This window comes from Streptomyces sp. NPDC046909, assembly GCF_040644695.1.
Lineage (GTDB): Bacteria > Actinomycetota > Actinomycetes > Streptomycetales > Streptomycetaceae > Streptomyces.
Window position 1 is genome coordinate 22,060 of record NZ_JBEYXC010000022.1, and the last position, 21,255, is coordinate 43,314.

The following is a 21,255-nucleotide window of genomic DNA, read 5'->3' on the forward strand; positions in this document are numbered from 1 at the left end:
GTTCTTCAGGCTCGGTTCTTCAGGCTCGGATGACCTGGGGGCCGAGCAGCGAATAGCGGTGCGCCTCCGCCGACGGCAGCAGCGTGCTCGTGACGATCGTCTCCAGTACGCCGATCTCCGCGAACCGGCAGAAGCTGACCGCCCCGAACTTGGTGTGGACGCCCGCGAACACCGTGCGCCGCGCGGCCCGGATCGCCTGCGCCTTGACCTCGCTGACCGCCGGGTCGGGGGTGGTGAGGCCGTGCTCGCGGGAGATGCCGTTGGCGCCGATGTAGGCCAGGTCGACGACGAAGCCGGCCAGCATCTTCGTCGTCCAGTGGTCGACGGTGGCGAGGGTGCCGGGGCGGACCCGGCCGCCGAGGAGCAGTACGGAGGTGTTCTCCGCCTCGGCGAGCGCGCCCGCGACCGGGAGGGACGCGGTGACCACGGTCAGGGGGCGGTCCCTGGGGAGCGCCTCGGCGATGAGCTGGGGGGTGAAGCCCTCGTCGACGAAGACCGTCTCGGCGTCCCCGAGCAGCTCGGCCGCGGCGGTCGCGATCCGGCGCTTCTCGGGGACGTGGCTGGTGGCGCGGAAGGCGAGCGTCGTCTCGAAGCCGGCGCTCTCCACGGGGTAGGCGCCGCCGTGGGTGCGGCGGACGAGGCCGTGGTCCTCCAGGGCGCGGAGGTCTCGGCGGACGGTTTCCTTCGCCACGCCGAGCTGGGCGGCGAGGGTGTTGACGTCCACGGATCCGCTGGCGCGGGCGGCGCGGATGATGTGCCGCTGGCGGTCTTCCGCGGTGCCGGGCATTTTTGTCACCCGCCTTCCTGTGCCGGTGCCCGTTCGGGCCGTACACGGGAAGTTCTACAGCGGGGGCGGTGTGGTGACCAGGTCTGTTGCGGGGGCGATCCTGTCCGTGTGTGCCCGTTCGGGCGGGGCGCGCCCAGGAGCTCGGAGGGGGCTGTCGTGTGGCGGCTGCGGCGGTGTTGTGGCTGGTCGCGCAGTTCCCCGCGCCCCTGGTCGTGGCGCTGCGCGCCCACGACCAGGGGCGCGCCCTTGCCCGGATACGGCTGCGGGCGGGCCCGTTCCTCGCCCGCCCGCCCGTCCTCTGCCTCGCTCGTCAGTACGGCCAGATCGGCGGGTCGCTCACGAAGTGGCCGCCCAGGTAGGCGTGGGCGATGTTGTCCGGGTCCAGTTCGCCTTGTTCGGCGATCAGCTTCTCCGCATACGGCTCGGAGTCGTCCTGGGGGTCGTAGCCGAGGGCGCGGGCGGTGCTGAGGTCCCACCACAGGCGGGTGTTGGCGGAGGAGCCGTAGACGACGGTGTGCTGGACGTCATCGGCGGTGAGGGCCGCGTGGAAGAGGCGGGCGCCGTCGGCGGGGCTCATCCAGACCGAGAGCATGCGGACGCTGGTGGGCTCGGCGAAGCAGGAGCCGATGCGGACCGAGACGGTCTCCAAGGCGTGCTTGTCCCAGTAGAGCTGGGCGAGGTCCTCGCCGAAGGACTTGGACAGGCCGTAGAAGGTGTCCGGGCGGTGCGGGGTGTCGATGGGGATCAGCGCGCCCGGATCAAGAGGGGTGTCGCCCTCGGGGCGGGGGGTGAAGCCCACCGCGTGGTTGGAGGAGGCGAAGACGATCCTCGGGACGCCCTCCTCGCGGGCGGCCTCGTACAGGTTGTACGTGCCCTCGATGTTCGCCTTGAGGATCTTGTCGAAGGAGGCTTCCAGGGAGATGCCCGCGAGGTGGATGATCGCGTCGACACCGCGTACGGCCTCGCGTACGGCGTCCTTGTCGGCGAGGTCCGCGACGATCGCGTCCGGTTCGCCCTCGACGGGCAGCAGGTCGAGGAGGCGCAGCTGGTAGCCGTACTCGGGGAGCAGGTCCCGCATCAGGGTGCCCAGTCCGCCGGCGGCGCCGGTGAGCAGAACGGTGCGGGGCGCTGGCATCGGCGGGTCTCCTCTGCGGGGCATTCACATTCGTGGACAAGTTAAGGATCAACGGCTTGTGGCGTCAAGGGTGGCGGAGCCGCAGTTCATAAACATAAACTTCGATCAGAGATCTGCACATCCATCTGCGCATCCAGCAGCTTAGGGAGAGCCCGTGACGTCTGCCGACCTCGCCACCCGACTCGGCATCCCCAGCGGCCCGCTGTTCTTCCCTGTCACCGCCTACGGCCCCGACGGCTCGGTCGACCTCGACGTGTATCGCACGCATGTACGGCGCGGGGTGGAGGCCGGGGCCGCCGCCGTCTTCGCCTGCTGCGGCACCGGGGAGTTCCACGCCCTCACCCCCGAGGAGTTCGAGGCGTGCGTACGGGCCGCGGTCGAGGAGACGGCGGGACGGGTGCCGGTCGTCGCGGGCGCCGGGTACGGCACCGCGCTCGCCGTGCGGTACGCGCGCCTCGCGGAGGCGGCCGGCGCGGACGGGCTGCTCGCGCTGCCGCCGTATCTCGTGATCGCCGGGCAGGACGGGCTGCTGCGGCACTACCGGGAGATCGCGGCGGCGACCGCGCTGCCCGTCATCGTCTACCAGCGCGACAACGCCGTGTTCACCCCGGAGACCGTCGTCGCACTGGCCCGCACGGAAGGGATCATCGGGCTCAAGGACGGGCTCGGCGACCTGGATCTGATGCAGCGGATCGTGAGCGCCGTACGGACCGAAGTCCCGGGCGACTTCCTCTACTTCAACGGACTCCCGACCGCCGAGCAGACCCAGCTCGCCTACCGGGCCGTCGGCGTCCCGCTCTACTCCTCCGCGGTCTTCTGCTTCGCTCCCGAGATCGCCCTGGCCTTCCACGGAGCGCTGGATTCGGGAGACCTGGGCCTGGCGAACCGCCTCCTGGACGGTTTCTACCGCCCGTTCGTCGAACTGCGCGCGCAGGGGCGCGGTTACGCGGTCGCGCTGGTCAAGGCGGGCGTACGGCTGCGCGGACTGGACGTGGGGGAGGTCCGGCCCCCGCTGCACGAGCCGGCCGAGGACCATGTGAAGCGGCTCGCAGACATCATCGAGCGCGGGTACGCGCTGCTGGAGGAGGGCACCAAGTGAAGGCGTCGGCATTCGTCTACCCCTGGGACGTCAACGGGGACCCGGAGGCCGCCGAGCGCATCGCCTCCCTCGGCGTGCGGCAGGTGACCCTCGCCTCCGCCTACCACTCCACGCGCGCGTTGACGCCCCGCCACCCGCGCCACCGCATCGTCACGGCCGAGTACGCGTCCGTGCTCTACCCGACGGACGACCGCTGGGAGGGACGGGAGCTGCGCCCGTACGCGGCCGGCGACTGGGCACCCGGCGACGCCTTCGGCGAGGCGGCCACCGCGCTCGCCGACGCAGGCCTTGAGGTGCACTCCTGGGTGGTCCTCGCCCACAACTCCCGCCTGGGCGCCGAACATCCGGACACCTCCGTCGTCAACGCCTACGGCGACCGCTACCCGTGGGCCCCCTGCATCGCCCAGCCCGCCACGCGCGCGTACCTCGTCGACCTGGCCGCCGAAGCGGCGGTACGCCCTGGCACGCGCGGCACCGAACTGGAGTCCCTCGGCTGGTACGGCCTCCAGCACCTCCACGCCCACGACAAGACCGGCGGAGTCGGCCTCGGGGACGCCGGGCTGTATCTGATGGCGCTCTGCTTCTGCCCGGTCTGCCAGGAGGGTTACGGGGAGCAGGGCCTGGACGCCGACGAGCTGGCCGCCGCCGTACGCGACGCCCTGGAGCCGCTGTGGCAAGGGGCGCCGGACGACGAGGGCTGGGCCGGCGTGGAGAAACTGCTCGGCGAGACGCGGGCGGCGGACACGCGCGCGTGGCGGGACGAGACCGCCCGTACGCTCCAGGAGGCGGCGGTCGGCGCGGTGCGCGCGGCGGCGCCCGAGGGCTTCCAGGTACTCCTGCACGCCGACCCGGTGACCTACCACGTCGGCGCCAACGCGGGCGTGGATCCGGCGCACATCCTCGCCGTGGCCGACGGTGTGGTCGTGCCGTGCGCGGGCGGACCGGGGCTGCTGACCCCCTTCGCCGAGCAAGGGCGGGTGGACGCGGTCATCGCCGCCAACTTCGGGGTGGTGTCGGGGATGGGCGGCAGCCCGGGCACCCTCGCGGCGGACGCGGCACGCGCGCGTGAGCTGGGGGCGACCGAAATGCGGCTCTATCACGCCGGGTTGGCGTCCGACGGCGACCTGACGGCGGTACGGGCGGCGCTGGCGGGGCGGTGAGGCGGGCCGAGTGGTGACCGGGCCGCGTTGTCAGTGGCCCGGTATACCGTGCGAAGTGTAGGCCGGACGGAGATCGTGAGGGACTCGCGGCTATGGGGGGTGGGTCGCACAGGCCCCGGCCACCGGCTCGGGCCTGGAGTCATCTTGCCCTTGCCCCACCCCCCAACCCCGCGCCCGCGTGTGACACATCTGCCGGCCTCCTGAGCAGCCAGCCCGCCGTCAGCAGCCACAGCCCGCCCGCCACGACCAACAGGGGTTTCTGGTCGACCAGTTCGACGAGGACCGCTCCAACGCCCAGTCCCAGGACGTTCGGTGCGAACACCAGCGTGTTGGCCGTGGCGACCGTACGGCCCAGCAGCGCGTCCGGGGTCTCGCGCTGCACGGCCGTCAGCGCGGCGATCAGGACGCAGGGCAGGCCGACACCGCTCGCCGCGCTGCACGCGAGGGCGAGCGCGTCGGACGGGACCGCGCGGAGTGCCGTCGCGAGGGCGGTGAGCGCGATGCCGTACGCCGCGAAGCGGGGTGCGCCGAGGTGTCGGAGGGCCGGGCCCGCGAGGAGGCCGACCGTCACGGAACCGGCGCCCTGGACGGCGTACAGGACACCCGCGTAGGCGGGGGAGTGGCCGAGGTCGTCGATGACGGCGTAGAGCATCGAGCCGGTCAGGCCCGCGAAGAGCATGGTGGTGCCGCCGGCCAGGATCAGGGGGCGCAGCACGGGGTGCGCCCGCAGCTGCCGGATGCCCTCGCTGACCGGGGTGCGTCCGGACGGCTCCGGGGCGGTCTCGCGGACGTGGAGGGCGGCGTACAGGAGGGTGGCGAGCGTGAAGGTGCTCGCGTCGAGGAGGGCGACGGCCGGACCGCCGTACAGCGTGTAGAGCCCCGCGCCCGCCAGCGGGGCGACCAGTTTCATGCCCTCCGTGATCGCCATCCGCAGGCCGTTGAACTCGCCGAGGAGCGACGGGGTGACGGCGGCGGTGACCAGGGCGGACTCGGCCGCGTCATGGACGACGCCGGCCGCGCCGTAGACGAACAGGACCGTGTAGAGGAGCCAGAGGCGGTCGGGGGAGTCGACGGTGAAGAGGGTGAGGAGGAGGGCGGCGAGGAGCAGGTTCGCGCCGATGAGGAGGGGTTTGCGGCGGACGCGGTCGGCAAGGGTGCCGAGGAGGGGGCCCAGCAGCGTGGGCGCCCACATCGCGAGCAGGCAGAGGGCGGCGAGGCCGTCCGAGCCGGTGAGGTCCTTGACCCAGACGCCCGAGGCCAGCCAGAGCGCGGAGGTGCCGAAGCCTGAGACGACGGTGGCGGTGAGGTAGAGGGCCGCGTCGCGGTTGCGGAGGACGGTCAGGAGGGGTGGCATGTCTGGTGATCGTGGGGCTAAGGAGGGGGCGCCGGGATCGGGCAGGTGCCTTAGAAAGGCGGGGAGAAGTGGCCCCGGGTGACGGCGGCCGTGAGTGGGCCCCTTAATCGGAGGCGCCCCCGGCGAGCCGCGCCCTACCCTCCCCGCATGTCACTCACCCTCACGGTCCTCGGCACCGCCTCCCCCCATCCCGCCCCGGACACCCCGACCTCCGGTTATCTGGTGCGCGGCGGAGGCGCCGAGGTGTGGGTGGACGCCGGGTTCGGGACGTTCGCGGAATTGCGGCGGCACACTGATCCGGCGAGGCTGAGCGCGATCTGGATCAGCCACCTCCACGCGGACCACAATGCCGATCTGCTCGCCGCCGTGTACGGGCTGGCGTACGGCGGGCTGACCCCGCCCGCCCCCATCCCCGTCTACGCACCCACCGGTTGCGCCCAGCGCCTCGCTGGGTTCTTCGGGCGTTCCGACGCCGGGTTCCTGAGTGGGGTACTCGACTTCCGGACCTTGTACGACGGTCATGTCGCCCGGCACGGCGAACTCACCCTCTCCGCCCACTCCGTTGTGCACGACGTGGAGGCCTACGGGCTGCGCGCCGAGAGCGCGGGGCGGACTCTCGCGTACTCCGGGGACAGCGGACCCTGCCCCGCCCTCATCGAACTCGCCCGCGACGCCGACCTGTTCCTCTGCGAGGCGGACATCGACACGCATCGCGATGGCGAACAGGTGCATCTGACCCCCGAGGACGCTGGTTCGACGGCTCGCGCGGCACAGGTCCGGCAGTTGCTCGTCACGCATGTCGGTCCCTCCCTCACTCCTGAAGTGGCCACCGCGCGCGCCGCCTCGGTCTTCGACGGACCCACCTCCGCCGCCCGCGTCGGGGAGACCCGCACCGTCTGACGCCTCCGCCCGGCAACCCCAACTTCCTTTGTCAGAAGCATTGACGAAACACAGGAGCCCTCCTACCTTCAACGCGTCGTACCTCGTACGTCATATATGAGACGCGATACGTGAGATCCCATACGCGAGACGAGCGAAAGCCGTCCCGCGAAGATCCGAGAGGCGCGCATGACCTCTGTGCCCACGCCGATCCCCTCCCGCACGCAATATGTGCAGGAGGAGATCAAACGCCGCATCCTCACCGGCCAGTTGACGCCGGGGCAGGCTCTGGTCGAGACCGAGCTCGCCGCACAGTTCGGGGTGTCCAAGACCCCGGTGCGCGAGGCGCTCAAGACCCTGGCCGGCACCGGGCTCGTCGTGATGAGCCAGTACAAGGGCGTCACGGTGCGCATGGTGGACGCGGACATGGCGCGCGAGGTCTACGACGTCCGGCTGCTCCTCGAACCCGAGGCGCTGAAGCGGGCGGTGAAGCGCGGTGCCTCGCTCGACGAGGCGCGCGACGCGCTGACCCGGGCCGACGCGGCGACCGACACCGCCGAACGCTCCCTGGCGAACCGGGAGTTCCACCGCGCCCTGTATCTGCCGTGCGGCAACCCGCTGCTCGGCCGGATGCTCGACGAGGTCCGCGACCAGGCGGCGCTGGTCTCCGCGGTCGCCTGGGCGGCCTCGCCCTCCTGGGAGCGGGAGGCCGGTGAGCACCGGGAGATCCTGCGGCTCGCCCTGGACGGTGACGCCGACGGCGCGGCCCGTGCCCTCCACGCGCACATCGCGTCGTTCGTGCAGCGGGCCTACCCGGGGGTCCTCGAAGAGCTCCAGGCAGAGGAAGGTCAGGAATGAGCAGCGTGACGTTCGAGACCCAGCGGGCGGCCCTGGCCGACGTGGTGGCGATCCCGGTGACCCCGTTCGCCGAGGACGGCTCCATCGACCAGGACGCCCACCGGGCCCTGCTGCGTCGGCTGCTCGACGGAGGGATCACCACCCTCACCCCCAACGGCAACACCGGCGAGTTCTACGCCCTCACCCCCCAAGAGCGGCAGCTCGTCAACGAGTTGACCGTGGAGGAGGCGGGTGACCGAGCCGTCATCCTCGTCGGTGTCGGGCATGACGTGCCCACCGCCATCGCCTCCGCCCGCCAGGCCCGCGAACTGGGCGCCGCGATGGTGATGGTCCACCAGCCCGTCCACCCGTACGTCTCCCAGGGCGGCTGGGTCGACTACCACCGCGCCATCGCCGAGGCCGTGCCCGAGCTGGGCGTCGTCCCCTACATCCGCAACGCGCAGCTCGTCGGCGCCCGCCTCGCCGAACTCGCCGACGCCTGCCCGAACGTCATCGGCGTCAAGTACGCCGTCCCGGACGCGGCGAGATTCGCGGCCTTCGCCCGGGACGCGGGGCTGGAGCGCTTCGTGTGGGTCGCCGGACTCGCCGAGCCCTACGCCCCCTCCTACTTCTCCGCGGGCGCCACCGGCTTCACCTCAGGGCTGGTGAACGTCGCCCCGTCCGTCTCGCTGAACATGATCGAAGCGCTTCGATCCGGCGACTACCCGACCGCCATGAAGGTCTGGGAGCAGATCCGCCGCTTCGAGGAACTCCGCGCCGCCAACGGCTCCGCCAACAACGTCACCGTCGTCAAGGAGGCCCTCGCCTCCCTGGGCCTGTGCCGCCGCGACGTCCGCCCGCCGAGCCGGCCGCTGCCGGAGGACGAGCGGGCCGAGGTCGCCGCGATAGCCGCGGGGTGGTCGATATGACCGACAGGGAGCTGACCGGCAGAGAGCTGACCGACAGGGAGCTGACCGACAGGGAGAGCGACAGCGGAACGCGAACCCGGCTGAGCCCCGAACAGCTCCGCAGCCACCAGTGGTACGGCACCGAGGGCCAGCTCCGCACCTGGTCCCACAACGCCCGGATGCGCCAGCTCGGTTACGAGGCCGAGGAGTACCGCGGCCGCCCGGTCATCGCCGTCCTCAACACCTGGTCCGACATCAACCCCTGCCACGTCCATCTGCGCGAACGCGCCGAGGCGGTCAAGCGGGGCGTGTGGCAGGCCGGGGGCTTCCCGCTCGAATTCCCGGTCTCCACCCTCTCGGAGACCTACCAGAAGCCGACCCCGATGCTCTACCGCAACCTCCTCGCCATGGAGACGGAGGAGCTGCTGCGGTCCTACCCGATCGACGCGGCCGTGCTGCTGGGCGGCTGCGACAAGTCGACGCCCGCGCTGCTCATGGGCGCCACCTCCGCCGACGTACCGTCCCTCTTCGTTCCGGCGGGGCCGATGCTGCCCGGACACTGGCGCGGCGAGACCCTCGGGTCCGGCACCGACATGTGGAAGTACTGGGACGAGCACCGCGCGGGCAACCTCACCGACTGCGAACTCCGCGAACTGCAAGGCGGGTTGGCGCGGTCTCCCGGTCACTGCATGACCATGGGCACCGCGTCCACGATGACCGCCGCCGCGGAAGCCCTCGGCATGACCCTGCCGGGCGCCTCCTCGATCCCGGCCGTCGACTCCGGGCACGAGCGGATGGCCGCCGCCTCCGGACGCCGGGCCGTGGAGCTCGCCTGGACCGGGCTCAAGCCGTCGGAGATCCTCAGCCGCGAGGCCTTCGAGGACGCCGTCACCACGGTCCTCGGGCTCGGCGGCTCCACCAACGCCGTGATCCACATCATCGCGATGGCGGGCCGCGCCGGGATCAGGCTCACCCTCGACGACTTCGACCGTGTCGCCCGGACCGTCCCGGTGCTGGCGAACGTACGGCCCGGCGGACAGACGTACCTCATGGAGGACTTCCACTTCGCCGGCGGCCTGCCCGCGTTCCTCTCCCGGATCACCGACCTGCTCCACCTGGACCGGCCGACCGTCAACGGCACGCTGGGGGAGCAGCTGGAAGGGGCCGTCGTCCACGACGACGACGTCATCCGCACCCGGGAGAATCCGGTCGCGAGCGAGGGCGGGGTCGCCGTGCTGCGCGGCAACCTCTGCCCGGACGGCGCGGTCATCAAGCACATCTCCGCCGAGCCGCACCTGCTCAAGCACACCGGTCCCGCGGTCGTCTTCGACGACTACAAGACCATGCAACGCACCATCAACGACCCGGAGTTGAACATCACCGCCGACAGTGTGCTGGTGCTGCGGAACTCCGGCCCGAAGGGCGGGCCCGGCATGCCCGAGTACGGCATGCTGCCCATCCCCGACCACCTGCTCAAGCAGGGCGTGCGGGACATGGTCCGGATCTCCGACGCCCGCATGAGCGGCACGAGTTACGGCGCGTGCGCGCTGCACGTCGCGCCCGAGTCGTACATCGGCGGCCCGCTCGCGTTCGTCCGCACCGGTGAGCTGATCACCCTGGACGTCGAGGCCCGTTCCCTCCATCTCCACGTGGACGACGAGGAGTTGGAGCGCCGCAGGGCGGAGTGGACGCCGCCGCCCGTCCGTTACGAGCGGGGCTACGGCGCGCTCTACAACGAGCAGATCACGCAGGCCGACACCGGCTGCGACTTCGAGTTCCTCGCCCGGAAGGGCAACGTGCAGGACCCGTACGCGAGTTGAACCGCGGCCGCCACACGGCCTTGCACCTCTCTGCACAAAGAGAAAGCGCTTCCTGCACGACGAAAGCACGACGCACGCACCGCGTACTGAACTGATCGGAGAACAGTCATGGCCCAAGCCGCAGCCGTGGCGAAACCGCCCGCGCCACCCCGGCGGCGCCGTGCCTCCGCCACCCCGCGCAGGCTCCCGTACCTGCTGATCGCACCGGCAGCCCTGCTGATGCTGGGCTTCATCGCCTACCCGGTGATCAGTGTCTTCTACTACAGCCTGCAGAACTACAACCCCACCAAGCCCTGGCGGAACGGATACGCGGGCTTCGACAACTTCGTCCACGCCTTCACCGAGGACCCGGTCTTCTGGGACACGCTGACCTTCAGCGCCAAGTGGGTCTTCGTCGAGGTGGGACTCCAGCTGCTCTTCGGTCTCGCGCTGGCGCTCATCGTCAACCAGACCTTCGTCGGGCGGGCCATGGGGCGCGCGATGGTCTTCTCCCCGTGGGCCGTCTCCGGCGTGCTGACCTCCGCGATCTGGGTGCTGCTCTACAACTCCCAGACGGGACTGACCCGTTACCTCGCGGACATGGGCATCGGCTCCTACGGCACGAGCTGGCTGTCGGACACCTCGACCGTCTTCCCGGCGGCGATCGTCGCCGACCTGTGGCGCGGTGTCCCCTTCTTCGCGATCCTCATCCTCGCCGACCTCCAGTCCGTCTCGAAGGACCTGTACGAGGCCGCCGAGGTCGACGGGGCCAGCCGGATCAAGCAGTTCTGGCACATCACGCTGCCGCACCTCAAGGACGCGATCATCCTCTCCACGCTGCTGCGCGCGGTCTGGGAGTTCAACAACGTCGACCTGCTCTACACCCTCACCGGCGGCGGACCGGCCGGTGAGACGACGACCCTCCCGCTCTACATCGCCAACACCTCGGTCGACGCCCACAACTTCGGCTACGCGTCGGCCCTGACCACGGTGGCGTTCGTGATTCTGCTCTTCTGCTCGATGGTCTATCTGCGCCTGAGCAAGTTCGGAGGCGAGGACAAGTGAGCATCAAGGAAGCCGCCCCGCTGGTGTCGTCCGAGACCCGCAAGTCCCCGCCGCCGCCCCGCCCCAAGGGCAGGCAGCGCGCCTGGGACGAGGTGCCCCGCTGGCACATCTACCTGCCCCTGTCGATCTACCTCCTCTTCACCCTGATCCCGTTCTACTGGATCCTGCTCTTCGCGCTCCGCCCGGCCGGCTCGACCTCCCTCGTGCCCTGGCCGATCACCTTCGACCACTTCGAGAAGGTCTGGACGGAAAGGCAGTTCGGCACCTACTTCCAGAACAGCGTCCTCGTTGGCGTCGCCACCCTCGTGATGACGACCCTCGTCGCGCTGGCCGGCGGCTACGCCCTCGCCCGGTTCAACTTCAAGGTCAAGCGGGCCTTCATGCTCGGCCTGCTGTGCTCCCAGTTCGTGCCGGGCGCGCTGCTCCTGGTGCCGCTGTTCGAGATCTTCGCCAACCTCCAGATGATCAACTCCCTCGGCAGCGTCATCCTCGCCGAGACGGTCTTCCAGCTCCCCCTGTCGATCATCCTGATCAGCAACTTCATCAAGAACGTGCCGTACTCGCTGGAGGAGGCGGCCTGGGTCGACGGCTGCAACCGCTTCACCGCGTTCCGGATCGTCGTCCTGCCCCTGCTGCGGCCCGGCCTGATCGCCGTCGGCTCCTTCGCCTTCGTGCACTCCTGGAACCACTTCCTCTTCGCCCTGATGTTCCTCAACAACCAGGACAAGCAGACGATCCCGGTCGGCCTCAACACCCTTATGGGCGCGGACAGCGTCGACTACGGCGCCCTCGCCGCGGGCGGCATCATCGCGGCCGTACCCGTCGTGATCGTGTTCGCCTTCATCCAGAAGTGGCTGATCACCGGCTTCAGCGCGGGGGCGGTGAAGGGATGAGGCGCCGCCAGATCGCAGGGGGAAGCGCGGAGGCGGGTTTCCTCCGGACCGTGCGAGGACGCGGGGGGCCCGATCTTCTCCGCGGCCCGGCCGATCTTCTCCGCGGCCCGGCCGACGCGACCGCCGTCCGGGGCGGTCCTCCCCGGACGCGGGCGACATCCGGTTCCAGCGCGAGGGCAAGGGAGGTACTCACATGAGGATCCGTCACATCGCCGCAGCCGCAGGCATGTTGGGACTCCTCTGCGTCCCCGCCCACGCCGAGGCCCGTGACATCAGCCGCGACACGCTTCCCGCGAACGACGGCTGGGCCTCCGAGGGCGCGGGCACGACCGGCGGCTCCACCGCAGACGCCGGCCATGTGTACGTCGTCACGAACCGCGCCGAGCTCGCCGCGGCCCTCGACGGCGGCAGCGCCACCCCGAAGATCATCAAGGTCGCCGGGACGATCGACGCCAACACCGACGCCGACGGCGACCACCTGGACTGCGCGGACTACGCCACCGACGGCTACAGCCTGAAGGCGTACCTCGCCGCCTACGACCCCCGCACCTGGGGCGCCGCCAAGCCCAGCGGCGCCCAGGAGGACGCCCGCCAGGCCTCCGCCGCCAGACAGGCCGAGCGGATCACGCTGCCCGTCGGCTCCAACACCACGATCGTCGGCCTGAAGGGAGCCGTCCTCAAGGGCGCCAACCTCCAGGTCAAGAACGCCACCAACGTCATCATCCGCAACCTCGACCTGCGCGACGCCTACGACTGCTTCCCCGTCTGGCAGCCCAACACCGGCGGCCTCGGCGACTGGAAGACGGCCTACGACAACATCTGGCTGACCGGCTCGCACCACGTCTGGGTCGACCACGTCACCCTCAGCGACAAGGGCCACCCGGACGAGAGGGAACCCACCTACTTCGGCCGCAACTACCTGCGCCACGACGGCCTGCTGGACATCACCAACGGCTCCGACCTGGTCACCGTCTCCTGGAGCCGGTTCGCCGACCACGACAAGGCGATGCTCATCGGCAACAGCGACTCGGCGACGGGCGACCGCGGCAAGCTCCGCGTCACCCTGCACCACAACGAGTTCGAGTCCGTCGTCCAGCGCGCCCCGCGCGTCCGCTTCGGCCAGGTGCACGTCTACGACAACCGGTACGTCGTCCCCGCCGGCTCGGCCGACTACCGCTACTCGCTCGGCGTCTCCACCGAGTCCGGCGTCTACGCCCAGAACAACGCCTTCACCACCCCCGGCCACGTCGAGGTCGCCGACCTGGTCAAGAGCTGGAACGGCACCGCCCTGCACGACGAGGGCACCCTCTTCAACGGCTTCCCCGTCGACCTGCTGCCGATCTACAACGCCTACAACTCCGGCAGCGAGCGCGACCTCACGGCCGACGTCGGCTGGACGCCTACCCTGCACACAAAGATCGACAGCGCCGAAGTGGCCGACCGAGAGGTGGCACGCGGCGCGGGCGCAGGGAGGATCCCATGAGCACCGTAGACATCGTCCTGGCGGGAGCGCGCGGCCACGGCCGCTGGCACCTGGAGAACATCCGCCGGCTCCAGGACAAGGGGATCGTACGGCTGGCAGGTATCTGCGAGCTGACCCCGCTCGCCCCGAACGAGCTCCCCGAGGGCCTCGGCACGCCCGAGCAGTCCGCCGACTTCGGCGCGCTCCTGGACTCCACGGGCGCCCGGATCGCGGTCATCTGCACGCCGATCCCGACGCACACGGACCTCGCGCTCGAAGCGGCCCGCCGAGGCGTGCACCTCCTGCTGGAGAAGCCCCCGGCCCCGTCGTACGCCGAGTTCCGCCGCATGGCCGACGGGGTCGCGGCGGCCGGAGTCGTCTGCCAGATCGGCTTCCAGTCGCTGGGCTCGCACGCCGTGCCCGCGATCCGGCGGCTCATCGACGAGGGCGCGATCGGCGAGCTCGTCGGCGTCGGCGGCGCCGGAGCCTGGGCGCGCCCGGAGTCCTACTACACACGCGCCCCCTGGGCGGGCAAGCGGCGCCTCAACGGCGTCGACGTGATCGACGGGGCGCTCACCAACCCGCTCGCGCACGCCGTCGCCACCGGCCTCGCCCTCAACGGCTCCACGCGCGCCGAGGACGTCACCGGCATCGAGACCGAGCTGCTGCGCGCCAACGCCATCGAGTCCGACGACACCTCCTGCGTCCGTGTCACCACGGCACAGGGCCGCCCGGTCACCGTCGCCGCGACCCTGTGCGCCGAGCACCCCGACGACCCGTACGTCCTGGTGCACGGCACGCGCGGCCGGATCACCTTCTGGTACAAGCAGGACCGCGTCCTGCTCCAGCGCGCCGACCACGGCCCCGAGGAGTACGACCACGGCCGCACCGACCTGCTGGAGAACCTGGTCGACCACCTCACCGACGGCACCGACCTGCTCGTCCCCCCGGACGCGACCGGCGCCTTCATGAAGGTCGTCGAGGCGATCCGCACCGCCCCCGACCCGGCCGCCCTCCCCGACACCGCCTGGCACCTGATCCCCGGCGAGGACCGCAGGGTCGTCCCCGGCGTCGACGGCCTCGTCGCGGCCTCCGCCGACACCCTCGCCCTCTACTCCGAGCTCGGCACGCCCTGGGCCGCGGCCACCCCACCGAAAGAGGTGAGCACATGATGACGACCACCGACTCCCCGGTCCTGCGCGTCGCGGGCCGCCCTGTCGGCCGCTATGTCACCCGGCCCGAGCTGCCCGGCCGGCTCTCCCCGCGCCCCTATCTCCACCCCGTCACCACCCTGGCCGGCACGGCGGTCACCGAACTGAGCCCCGCCGACCACCTCCATCACCTCGGCGTCGGTGTAGCCGTTCCCGACGTCGAGGGGTTCAACTTCTGGGGCGGGCGCACCTACGTCCGCGACCAGGGCCCGACCGAGCTCGACAACCACGGCGCCCAGCGCCACAGCTCCTTCCAGCTCCGCGACCCGGACGGCTTCGTGGAGGAGCTGCGCTGGGTCGCCGCCGGAGCGGAGCTGCTGCGCGAGCGCCGTACGGTCGCGGCCACCGAACTCACCGACACCGCCTGGGCGTTGGACTTCACCTTCTCCCTCACCAACGTCACGACGACCCCGCTGTCCCTCGGCAGCCCGGCCACCAACGGCCGCCCGGGCGCGGCCTACGGCGGCTTCTTCTGGCGGGCGCGCAAGGAGTCCACGGCGCCGGACGTCTTCACCCCGGCCGCCGAGGGCGAGTCGGAGGTCCACGCCCACCGCGCCGACTGGCTCGCCCTCGCCGGCTCCACCTGGACCCTCGTCTTCGCCGGGGCCACCGAACAGACCCGCCGCGACCCGTGGTTCGTGCGCACCGCCGAATACCCGGGCGTCGGCTCGTCGTTGGCGCACACCGAGCGCGTACCGATCACCCCGGGAGACACCCTCGTCCGCCGCGTCGTCACGGTCGTCGCCGACGGCCGCCTCGACCGGGACGGGGCCGCCGCGCTCGTCCGCAAGGCGGTGAGCCTGTGACCACCGCCGGGACACCCGCGAACTCGGCCGGGACGTACACGAACCCGATCCTGGACGCCGACTGGTCCGACCCGGACGTCCTGCGCGTCGGCGACGACTTCTACCTCACCGCCTCCAGCTTCGGCCGCGCCCCAGGACTGCCCCTCCTCCACTCCCGCGACCTCGTCAACTGGACCCTGATCGGCCACGCCCTCGAACGCCTGGAACCGGCGGCCGAGTTCAAGGCCCCGCGCCACGACTGCGGAGTCTGGGCTCCCTCCCTCCGCCACCACGACGACCGCTTCTGGATCTTCTGGGGCGACCCCGACCAGGGCATCTTCCAGATCAACGCCCCCGAGATCAGGGGCCCTTGGACCCGCCCGCACCTCCTCAAGTCGGGCAAGGGCCTGATCGACGCCTGCCCCCTGTGGGACGACGAGACCGGCGAGGCCTACCTGGTGCACGCCTGGGCCAAGTCCCGCTCCGGCGTCAAGAACCGCCTCACCGGCCACCGGATGCACCCCGACGGCACCGAACTCCTCGACGACGGCAAGCTGATCGTCGACGGCGACCGGATCCCCGGCTGGTTCACCCTGGAGGGCCCCAAGCTCTACCGGCACGACGGCTGGTTCTGGATCCTCGCCCCCGCAGGGGGAGTCGAGACCGGCTGGCAAGGCGCCTTCCGCTCCCGCGAGTTCTTCGGCCCGTACGAGGAGAGGATCGTCCTCGAACAGAAGGACACCGACGTCAACGGCCCCCACCAGGGCGGCTGGGTGCGCACCCCGACCGGCGAGGACTGGTTCCTGCACTTCCAGCAGAAGGGCGCCTACGGCAGGGTCGTGCACCTCCAGCCGATGCGCTGGGGGACCGACGGCTGGCCGGTGCTCGGCGACGACGGCGCCCCCGTCGCCGTACACAGGAAGCCCGCGCTGCCGCCGCAGCCGCCCGCCGCGCCCGCCACCGACGACGACTTCCCCGGCGGCCGGTACGGCCGCCAGTGGAGCTGGACCGCCAACCCCCGCGACGGCTGGGCCACCCACCACTCCGGCGACGGCCTCCGCCTCACCTGCGTCCGCTCCGCCGACACCCACGACCTGCGCAAACTCCCGAACGTCCTCACCCAGCGGCTGCCCGGCACACCCTCCGCCGTCGAGGTAGAGCTGCGCCTCGACAGCGAGGAACCGGGGGCCCGGGCCGGACTCGCGGTCCTCGGGGACGCCTTCAGCTGGATCGGACTCCAGCGCGAGGCGGACGGAACCGTGCGGGTCGTGCACCGGTTCGCCGAGGCCGTCGCCGAGCGGGAGCGCGACGCCGCGCACCCCGTACCCGCCCCCGAGGGACGGGTGCGGCTACGGATCGAGATCGGCGCGGGCGCGCGCTGCCGCTTCTCGTACGACGTCGGCGACGGCCCGCGTCCGTCCGGTCCCGTCTTCGCCGCCACCCCCTGGCGCTGGGTCGGCGCCCTGCTCGGTCTCGTCGCCCTCGCGCCCGTCGGTCAAGGTCATGCCGGAGCGGCAACCTTCACGCGGTTCAGGATCGACCAGCTCTAACAACCCCTCCTTGTACGCCTGTTGGGAGCCGCAATGACGCACCTCCATAGCAAGCGCTTGTCGGGACTCGGTCCCACCAGAGTCCTGGTCACCGTCGTGGGCCTGCTGGCCGCCCTCGTTCTGGGGGCGACCGGGGAGGCCGACGCCTCCGCCGGCCCTACGTCGGTGGCCGCCTCCCGCTGGACCGACCGGCCCCACGGCTTCGCCTCCCTCGCCGGCGGTACCACCGGCGGGGCGGGCGGCAAGGTCGTCACCGTCACCGACCAGGCCTCGCTCGCCCGGTACGCGGCGGCCGAAGAGCCCTTCGTCATCCGGGTGTCGGGGGCGATAGCCGTCGAGCCCTTCGGCTCGGACATCGTGGTCGCCTCCGACAAGACGATCATCGGCGTCGGTGACACCGGCGAGATCGTCCACGGCGAACTGCACCTCAACCCCGGTACCAGCAACGTCATCATCCGCAATCTGACGATCCGGGACTCCTACGTCGAGGGCGACTGGGACGGCAAGACCACCGACTTCGACGCGATCCAGATGGACACCGTCGACCACGTCTGGATCGACCACAACCGCTTCACGCACATGGGCGACGGGCTCCTCGACATCCGCAAGGACAGTCGCTACATCACCGTCTCCTACAACCAGTTCACCAACCACAACAAGGCATTCGGGATCGGCTGGACCACCAACGTCCTCACCGAGATGACGATCGACCACAACTGGTTCTACGGAACGAAGCAGCGCAACCCCTCTGCCGACAACCTCGCCTACGCCCACCTCTACAACAACTACCTGTCCTCGCAGGTCGCCGACGGCGACCCGGTGTGGACGTACGGGAACTGGGCGCGCGGCAAGACCAGGATGGTCATCGAGAACAGCTACTACGACGGAGTCCAGCACCCCTACCAGGCCGACGCCACGGCCGAGTTGGTGCAGCGCGGGTCGATCCTGAAGAACACGACCGGGCGAACCGACGCGTGGGGTACGGCATTCGACCCGCACGCGTTCTACGACTACCGCCTCGATCCGGCCGCCGCCGTCCCGGCGCTGGTCACCCGGTTCTCCGGGCCGCAGAAGCAGATCGGTGGCGTGACGCTGCACGTCCCGGCCGACTACGCGACCGTGCAGGCCGCCGTGGACGCCGTGCCGGCCGGGAACAGCGAGCCGGTGACCATCGCCGTCGCGCCCGGGACGTATCGCGAGAAGGTCTACATTCCCGCGACCAAGCCGAACATCGTGTTGCAGGGGACTGGACAGGATCGGTCCGACACCGTCATCGTCTTCGACACGCCCGCCGCGTACGGCGGTTCGACCGGCAGCGCCACCGTGCGGATCGCCGCGAACGACGTCACGGCGCGCCACCTCACCTTCAGCAACGACTTCGACGAGGCCGCGGTCGAGCTGAACGGCGAGCAGGCCCTCGCGATGAAGACGACCGGCGACCGGATCGTCTTCGAGGACACCGCCTTCCTGGGCAACCAGGACACCCTGATGACCGACAGCCCCAAGCTGACCACCGTCAGCCGGGTCTACATCCGCGACTCGTACATCGAGGGCGACGTCGACTTCGTCTACGGGCGGGCGACGACGGTGATCGAGCGGTCGGTGATCCGGCTGCTGAGCCGGGGCTCGACCACCAACAACGGCTATCTGACCGCCGCTTCGACCTGGACCGGGAACCCCTACGGCTTCCTGATCACCCGGTCGAAGGTCGTGAGCGACGCCCCGGACCAGTCCTTCCACCTTGGACGGCCCTGGCACCCGGGCGGTGAACCGGAGGCCGTCGCCCAGGTGTTGATCCGCGACACCCAGCTGCCCGCGGCGGTGAAGTCCTCGCCGTGGACCGACATGAGCGGCTTCTCGTGGAAGGACGCCCGGTTCACCGAGTACCGCAACTACGGGCCCGGTGCCGAAGTCACCGCGGACCGGCCGCAGATGAGCGACGAGGACGCCCGCGCCCACACCGTCGCCGACTACCTCCAGGGCAGCGACGGCTGGGCGCCGTACGCCCGGCACTGACCCCCACAACTTCATACGCCAGTTGGATCCAGAAGAGAGAGCCGACCAATGAAGATCAGCATCCGCAGAAGCAGGCGCGCCGCCGTGGCCGTCGCCCTGGGATCCGTCCTCGCGCTGACCGCCACCGCCTGCGGTGACGACGGCAGCAGCACGGGTGACAAGGGCGACGAGGGCAGCGGCAAGGGCAAGATCGTCTTCTGGGACAACAACGGTGGTGTGCGCACCGACATCTGGAAGGAGATCATCGCCGACTTCGAGAAGGCGAACCCGGACATCGACGTCGAGTACGTCGGTATCCCCTCCGCCGACTACCAGTCCAAGGTCGACACCGCGATCCAGGCCGACAGCCTCCCGGACGTCGGCGGAGTCGGCGCCGCGATGCTCGCGAGCTTCTCCGCGCAGGGCGCCCTCGAGCCTCTGGACAGCCGGCTCGGCAAGTCCTCCCTCAACGGCAAGCTCAACGAGGACATGGTCGAGTCGCTGACCGCCGCCGGTGGCGGTGACGGCAAGCTGTACTCGATCCCGACCTCCGCGAACAACGGTGTGCTGTACTACCGCACCGACCTGTTCAAGAAGGCCGGCCTCGACGAGCCGACCACGTGGGACAAGTTCTACGACGCGGCGGAGAAGCTCACCGACAGCAAGAAGAACGAGTTCGGCTACACCATCCGCGGTGGCGCCGGATCCATCGCCCAGGCGCTCGACGCGATGTACGGACAGTCCGGCATCACGTCGTTCTGGGACGGCGACAAGACCACGGTCAACGACCCGAAGAACGTCGAGGCGCTGGAGAAGTACGCCGCGCTCTACAAGAAGGTCACGCCGGCCGCCGACCTCAACAACGACTTCACCAAGATGGTCGCGCAGTGGGATTCCGGCACGATCGGAATGCTGAACCATAACCTGGGGTCCTACCAGGACCATGTGAAGGCGCTCGGCGACAAGTTCCGGGGTATTCCGCAGCCCACGGGTGCCGACGGAAAGCGGGTCCAGGTCTCCAACCCGGTGGACGGACTCGGTCTTTTCAAGGCCTCCAAGAACAAGGAAGCGGCCTGGAAGTTCATCGAGTTCGCCGTCTCGCACGCGGAGAACTCGAAGTTCAACGAGTCCGCCGGGCAGGTGCCGGCGAACAACGAGGCCGCGTCGGACGCGTGGATCTCCAAGGCCGAGCCGACGAAGCTGGCGGCGGCGGCGCTGACCGACGGGTCGACGACCATTGTTCAGCTGCCGTACTACCTGCCTGACTGGGGCACCATCTCGAAGGCCGACAACGAGCCGAACTTCCAGAAGGTGCTGCTCGGGAAGATGAGTGCGAAGGATTTCCTGGACACGTTGGCCGATCAGCTGAATGACGCTCAGGCCGAGTGGAAGTCGCAGAACGGCTAAAGAGAACAGAGTTCGGGTGGTTTCGGATCGTGGGGAGCTGCGGGTCCGTCGTGGCTGGTCGCGCAGTTCCCCGCGCCCCTAGGGGGTTGACGAAAGGCACGTTGTGTCCATTACCCGCAGACAGATTACCTCGGCGGCCCTCGCCGCCATTCCCCTCGCCTTTGCCGCCAACGGTACCGCGCAGGCATCCGGCAATCGCATCCGCACCATCTACATCGCCGGTGATTCCACCGCCGCCCAGAAATACGCCGACGCCGCCCCTGAAACCGGTTGGGGTATGGCGCTTCCCTTCTTTCTGCACAAGGATCGGCCCGTCGCCAACCATGCGGTGAACGGCCGGAGTTCGAAGAGTTTTGTCGATGAAGGGCGGCTCGACACTATTCTCGGGCTGATCCAGCCCGGCGACTTCCTCCTCGTCCAGTTCGCGCACAACGACGAGAAGTCCGCCGACCCGACCCGCTACACCGAGCCCTGGACGACGTACCAGGACTATCTGCGGCTCTATATCGACGGTGCCCGTGCCCGAGGGGCGCGGCCCGTGCTCGCCACCTCCGTCGAGCGGCGGAAGTTCGACGCGGACGGCAACGCGGTGCCGACCCATGGCGACTACCCGGCGGCGATGCGTGCGCTCGCCGAGGAGGAGCGGGTCGCGCTGCTCGACATCCAGGCGCTGTCGCTCGCGCTGTGGCAGAAGCTCGGGGTCGAGGAGACGAAGACGTACTTCAACTGGACCGCGACCGAGCAGGACAACACGCACTTCAATCCGCCGGGTGCCATCGCCGTGGCGCGGCTCGTGGCGCAGGAGCTGCTGCGTACGCGGGTGCTGTGTCCGCGGGACGTGCGGCGGCTCGACGAGGAGATCCCCGTCTCGTGGATCACGTGGCCCGAGGCCACCGCCTGATCACCACCTCACCACCCCCCTGAACCGG

General features: G+C 70.3%; 19 protein-coding genes. 16 read left to right on the forward strand and 3 right to left on the reverse strand.

Annotated features, from left to right (window positions below; genetic code table 11):
* Positions 1 to 19: 19 nt before the first annotated feature.
* On the reverse strand, positions 20 to 787 hold the full coding sequence (locus ABZ928_RS46060) for a DeoR/GlpR family DNA-binding transcription regulator (RefSeq protein WP_361533583.1): 768 nt from the start codon (positions 785 to 787) through the stop codon (positions 20 to 22).
* A gap of 158 nt (positions 788 to 945) precedes the next feature.
* On the opposite strand from ABZ928_RS46060, the gene ABZ928_RS46065 reads away from it, so the two are divergent.
* Positions 946 to 1,146 carry a hypothetical protein gene (locus ABZ928_RS46065; RefSeq protein ID WP_361533586.1) on the forward strand — a complete coding sequence of 67 codons (201 nt, stop codon included), beginning with the start codon at positions 946 to 948 and terminating at the stop codon, positions 1,144 to 1,146.
* Here the strand turns inward: ABZ928_RS46065 and ABZ928_RS46070 are convergent.
* Positions 1,098 to 1,922 carry an NAD(P)-dependent oxidoreductase gene (locus ABZ928_RS46070; protein WP_361533589.1) on the reverse strand — a complete coding sequence of 275 codons (825 nt, stop codon included), beginning with the start codon at positions 1,920 to 1,922 and terminating at the stop codon, positions 1,098 to 1,100. The genes ABZ928_RS46065 and ABZ928_RS46070 overlap by 49 nt on opposite strands.
* A gap of 154 nt (positions 1,923 to 2,076) precedes the next feature.
* Between ABZ928_RS46070 and ABZ928_RS46075 the strand changes: the two genes are divergently transcribed.
* Together ABZ928_RS46075 and ABZ928_RS46080 are read left to right on the forward strand one after the other, a co-directional pair.
* Positions 2,077 to 3,021, forward strand: coding sequence for a 5-dehydro-4-deoxyglucarate dehydratase (locus ABZ928_RS46075; protein WP_361533592.1), 945 nt, complete (start codon positions 2,077 to 2,079; stop codon positions 3,019 to 3,021).
* On the forward strand, positions 3,018 to 4,181 hold the full coding sequence (locus ABZ928_RS46080; protein ID WP_361533595.1) for a hypothetical protein: 1,164 nt from the start codon (positions 3,018 to 3,020) through the stop codon (positions 4,179 to 4,181). The genes ABZ928_RS46075 and ABZ928_RS46080 overlap by 4 nt, the downstream gene beginning before the upstream one ends.
* A gap of 139 nt (positions 4,182 to 4,320) precedes the next feature.
* On the opposite strand, the gene ABZ928_RS46085 is transcribed toward ABZ928_RS46080, so the two are convergent.
* Positions 4,321 to 5,535: an MFS transporter gene (locus ABZ928_RS46085; protein ID WP_361533598.1), complete on the reverse strand. Its 1,215-nt coding sequence runs from the start codon at positions 5,533 to 5,535 to the stop codon at positions 4,321 to 4,323.
* 147 nt (positions 5,536 to 5,682) lie between these two features.
* On the opposite strand from ABZ928_RS46085, the gene ABZ928_RS46090 reads away from it, so the two are divergent.
* The 13 genes from ABZ928_RS46090 to ABZ928_RS46150 all read left to right on the forward strand — a co-directional run bounded on the left by ABZ928_RS46090 (position 5,683) and on the right by ABZ928_RS46150 (position 21,227).
* The gene (locus ABZ928_RS46090) at positions 5,683 to 6,435 is read left to right on the forward strand and encodes an MBL fold metallo-hydrolase (RefSeq protein ID WP_361533601.1); all 753 of its coding nucleotides are present in this window, start codon (positions 5,683 to 5,685) and stop codon (positions 6,433 to 6,435) included.
* A gap of 168 nt (positions 6,436 to 6,603) precedes the next feature.
* Complete coding sequence (locus ABZ928_RS46095; protein WP_361533604.1) at positions 6,604 to 7,272, forward strand: GntR family transcriptional regulator; 669 nt, start codon at positions 6,604 to 6,606, stop codon at positions 7,270 to 7,272.
* Positions 7,269 to 8,180: a dihydrodipicolinate synthase family protein gene (locus tag ABZ928_RS46100; protein WP_361533607.1), complete on the forward strand. Its 912-nt coding sequence runs from the start codon at positions 7,269 to 7,271 to the stop codon at positions 8,178 to 8,180. Before ABZ928_RS46095 ends, ABZ928_RS46100 begins: the two co-directional genes overlap by 4 nt.
* Complete coding sequence (gene araD, locus ABZ928_RS46105) at positions 8,177 to 9,979, forward strand: L-arabinonate dehydratase (protein ID WP_361533610.1); 1,803 nt, start codon at positions 8,177 to 8,179, stop codon at positions 9,977 to 9,979. Before ABZ928_RS46100 ends, araD begins: the two co-directional genes overlap by 4 nt.
* Positions 9,980 to 10,087: 108 nt before the next feature.
* On the forward strand, positions 10,088 to 11,023 hold the full coding sequence (locus ABZ928_RS46110) for a sugar ABC transporter permease (RefSeq protein WP_361533613.1): 936 nt from the start codon (positions 10,088 to 10,090) through the stop codon (positions 11,021 to 11,023).
* A gap of 20 nt (positions 11,024 to 11,043) precedes the next feature.
* Positions 11,044 to 11,916: a carbohydrate ABC transporter permease gene (locus tag ABZ928_RS46115; protein ID WP_361533990.1), complete on the forward strand. Its 873-nt coding sequence runs from the start codon at positions 11,044 to 11,046 to the stop codon at positions 11,914 to 11,916.
* Positions 11,917 to 12,109: 193 nt separating this feature from the next.
* The gene (locus ABZ928_RS46120) at positions 12,110 to 13,399 is read left to right on the forward strand and encodes a pectate lyase (protein WP_361533616.1); all 1,290 of its coding nucleotides are present in this window, start codon (positions 12,110 to 12,112) and stop codon (positions 13,397 to 13,399) included.
* Positions 13,396 to 14,550 carry a Gfo/Idh/MocA family oxidoreductase gene (locus ABZ928_RS46125; RefSeq protein ID WP_361533619.1) on the forward strand — a complete coding sequence of 385 codons (1,155 nt, stop codon included), beginning with the start codon at positions 13,396 to 13,398 and terminating at the stop codon, positions 14,548 to 14,550. The genes ABZ928_RS46120 and ABZ928_RS46125 overlap by 4 nt, the downstream gene beginning before the upstream one ends.
* Positions 14,550 to 15,395 carry a PmoA family protein gene (locus ABZ928_RS46130; RefSeq protein WP_361533993.1) on the forward strand — a complete coding sequence of 282 codons (846 nt, stop codon included), beginning with the start codon at positions 14,550 to 14,552 and terminating at the stop codon, positions 15,393 to 15,395. Before ABZ928_RS46125 ends, ABZ928_RS46130 begins: the two co-directional genes overlap by 1 nt.
* Positions 15,392 to 16,924 (forward strand): family 43 glycosylhydrolase, encoded by a 1,533-nt coding sequence (locus ABZ928_RS46135; protein ID WP_361533622.1) that lies wholly within the window; start codon positions 15,392 to 15,394, stop codon positions 16,922 to 16,924. The genes ABZ928_RS46130 and ABZ928_RS46135 overlap by 4 nt, the downstream gene beginning before the upstream one ends.
* Positions 16,925 to 16,957: 33 nt before the next feature.
* Positions 16,958 to 18,940 carry a pectinesterase family protein gene (locus tag ABZ928_RS46140; protein ID WP_361533625.1) on the forward strand — a complete coding sequence of 661 codons (1,983 nt, stop codon included), beginning with the start codon at positions 16,958 to 16,960 and terminating at the stop codon, positions 18,938 to 18,940.
* Positions 18,941 to 18,988: 48 nt separating this feature from the next.
* Positions 18,989 to 20,326 carry a sugar ABC transporter substrate-binding protein gene (locus tag ABZ928_RS46145; RefSeq protein WP_361533628.1) on the forward strand — a complete coding sequence of 446 codons (1,338 nt, stop codon included), beginning with the start codon at positions 18,989 to 18,991 and terminating at the stop codon, positions 20,324 to 20,326.
* Between the two features lie 103 nt (positions 20,327 to 20,429).
* Positions 20,430 to 21,227 carry a rhamnogalacturonan acetylesterase gene (locus ABZ928_RS46150; protein ID WP_361533631.1) on the forward strand — a complete coding sequence of 266 codons (798 nt, stop codon included), beginning with the start codon at positions 20,430 to 20,432 and terminating at the stop codon, positions 21,225 to 21,227.
* The last annotated feature ends 28 nt before the right edge of the window (positions 21,228 to 21,255 follow it).

What these genes read in the sequence shown, in the direction of transcription:
- ABZ928_RS46060 (WP_361533583.1), bottom strand. Translation starts at nt 787, where the DNA reads ATGCCCGGCACCGCGGAAGACCGCCAGCGGCACATCATCCGCGCCGCC.
- ABZ928_RS46070 (WP_361533589.1), bottom strand. Translation starts at nt 1,922, where the DNA reads ATGCCAGCGCCCCGCACCGTTCTGCTCACCGGCGCCGCCGGCGGACTG.
- ABZ928_RS46085 (WP_361533598.1), bottom strand. Translation starts at nt 5,535, where the DNA reads ATGCCACCCCTCCTGACCGTCCTCCGCAACCGCGACGCGGCCCTCTAC.
- ABZ928_RS46090 (WP_361533601.1), top strand. Translation starts at nt 5,683, where the DNA reads ATGTCACTCACCCTCACGGTCCTCGGCACCGCCTCCCCCCATCCCGCC.
- ABZ928_RS46095 (WP_361533604.1), top strand. Translation starts at nt 6,604, where the DNA reads ATGACCTCTGTGCCCACGCCGATCCCCTCCCGCACGCAATATGTGCAG.
- ABZ928_RS46100 (WP_361533607.1), top strand. Translation starts at nt 7,269, where the DNA reads ATGAGCAGCGTGACGTTCGAGACCCAGCGGGCGGCCCTGGCCGACGTG.
- araD (WP_361533610.1), top strand. Translation starts at nt 8,177, where the DNA reads ATGACCGACAGGGAGCTGACCGGCAGAGAGCTGACCGACAGGGAGCTG.
- ABZ928_RS46110 (WP_361533613.1), top strand. Translation starts at nt 10,088, where the DNA reads ATGGCCCAAGCCGCAGCCGTGGCGAAACCGCCCGCGCCACCCCGGCGG.
- ABZ928_RS46120 (WP_361533616.1), top strand. Translation starts at nt 12,110, where the DNA reads ATGAGGATCCGTCACATCGCCGCAGCCGCAGGCATGTTGGGACTCCTC.
- ABZ928_RS46125 (WP_361533619.1), top strand. Translation starts at nt 13,396, where the DNA reads ATGAGCACCGTAGACATCGTCCTGGCGGGAGCGCGCGGCCACGGCCGC.
- ABZ928_RS46130 (WP_361533993.1), top strand. Translation starts at nt 14,550, where the DNA reads ATGACGACCACCGACTCCCCGGTCCTGCGCGTCGCGGGCCGCCCTGTC.
- ABZ928_RS46140 (WP_361533625.1), top strand. Translation starts at nt 16,958, where the DNA reads ATGACGCACCTCCATAGCAAGCGCTTGTCGGGACTCGGTCCCACCAGA.
- ABZ928_RS46145 (WP_361533628.1), top strand. Translation starts at nt 18,989, where the DNA reads ATGAAGATCAGCATCCGCAGAAGCAGGCGCGCCGCCGTGGCCGTCGCC.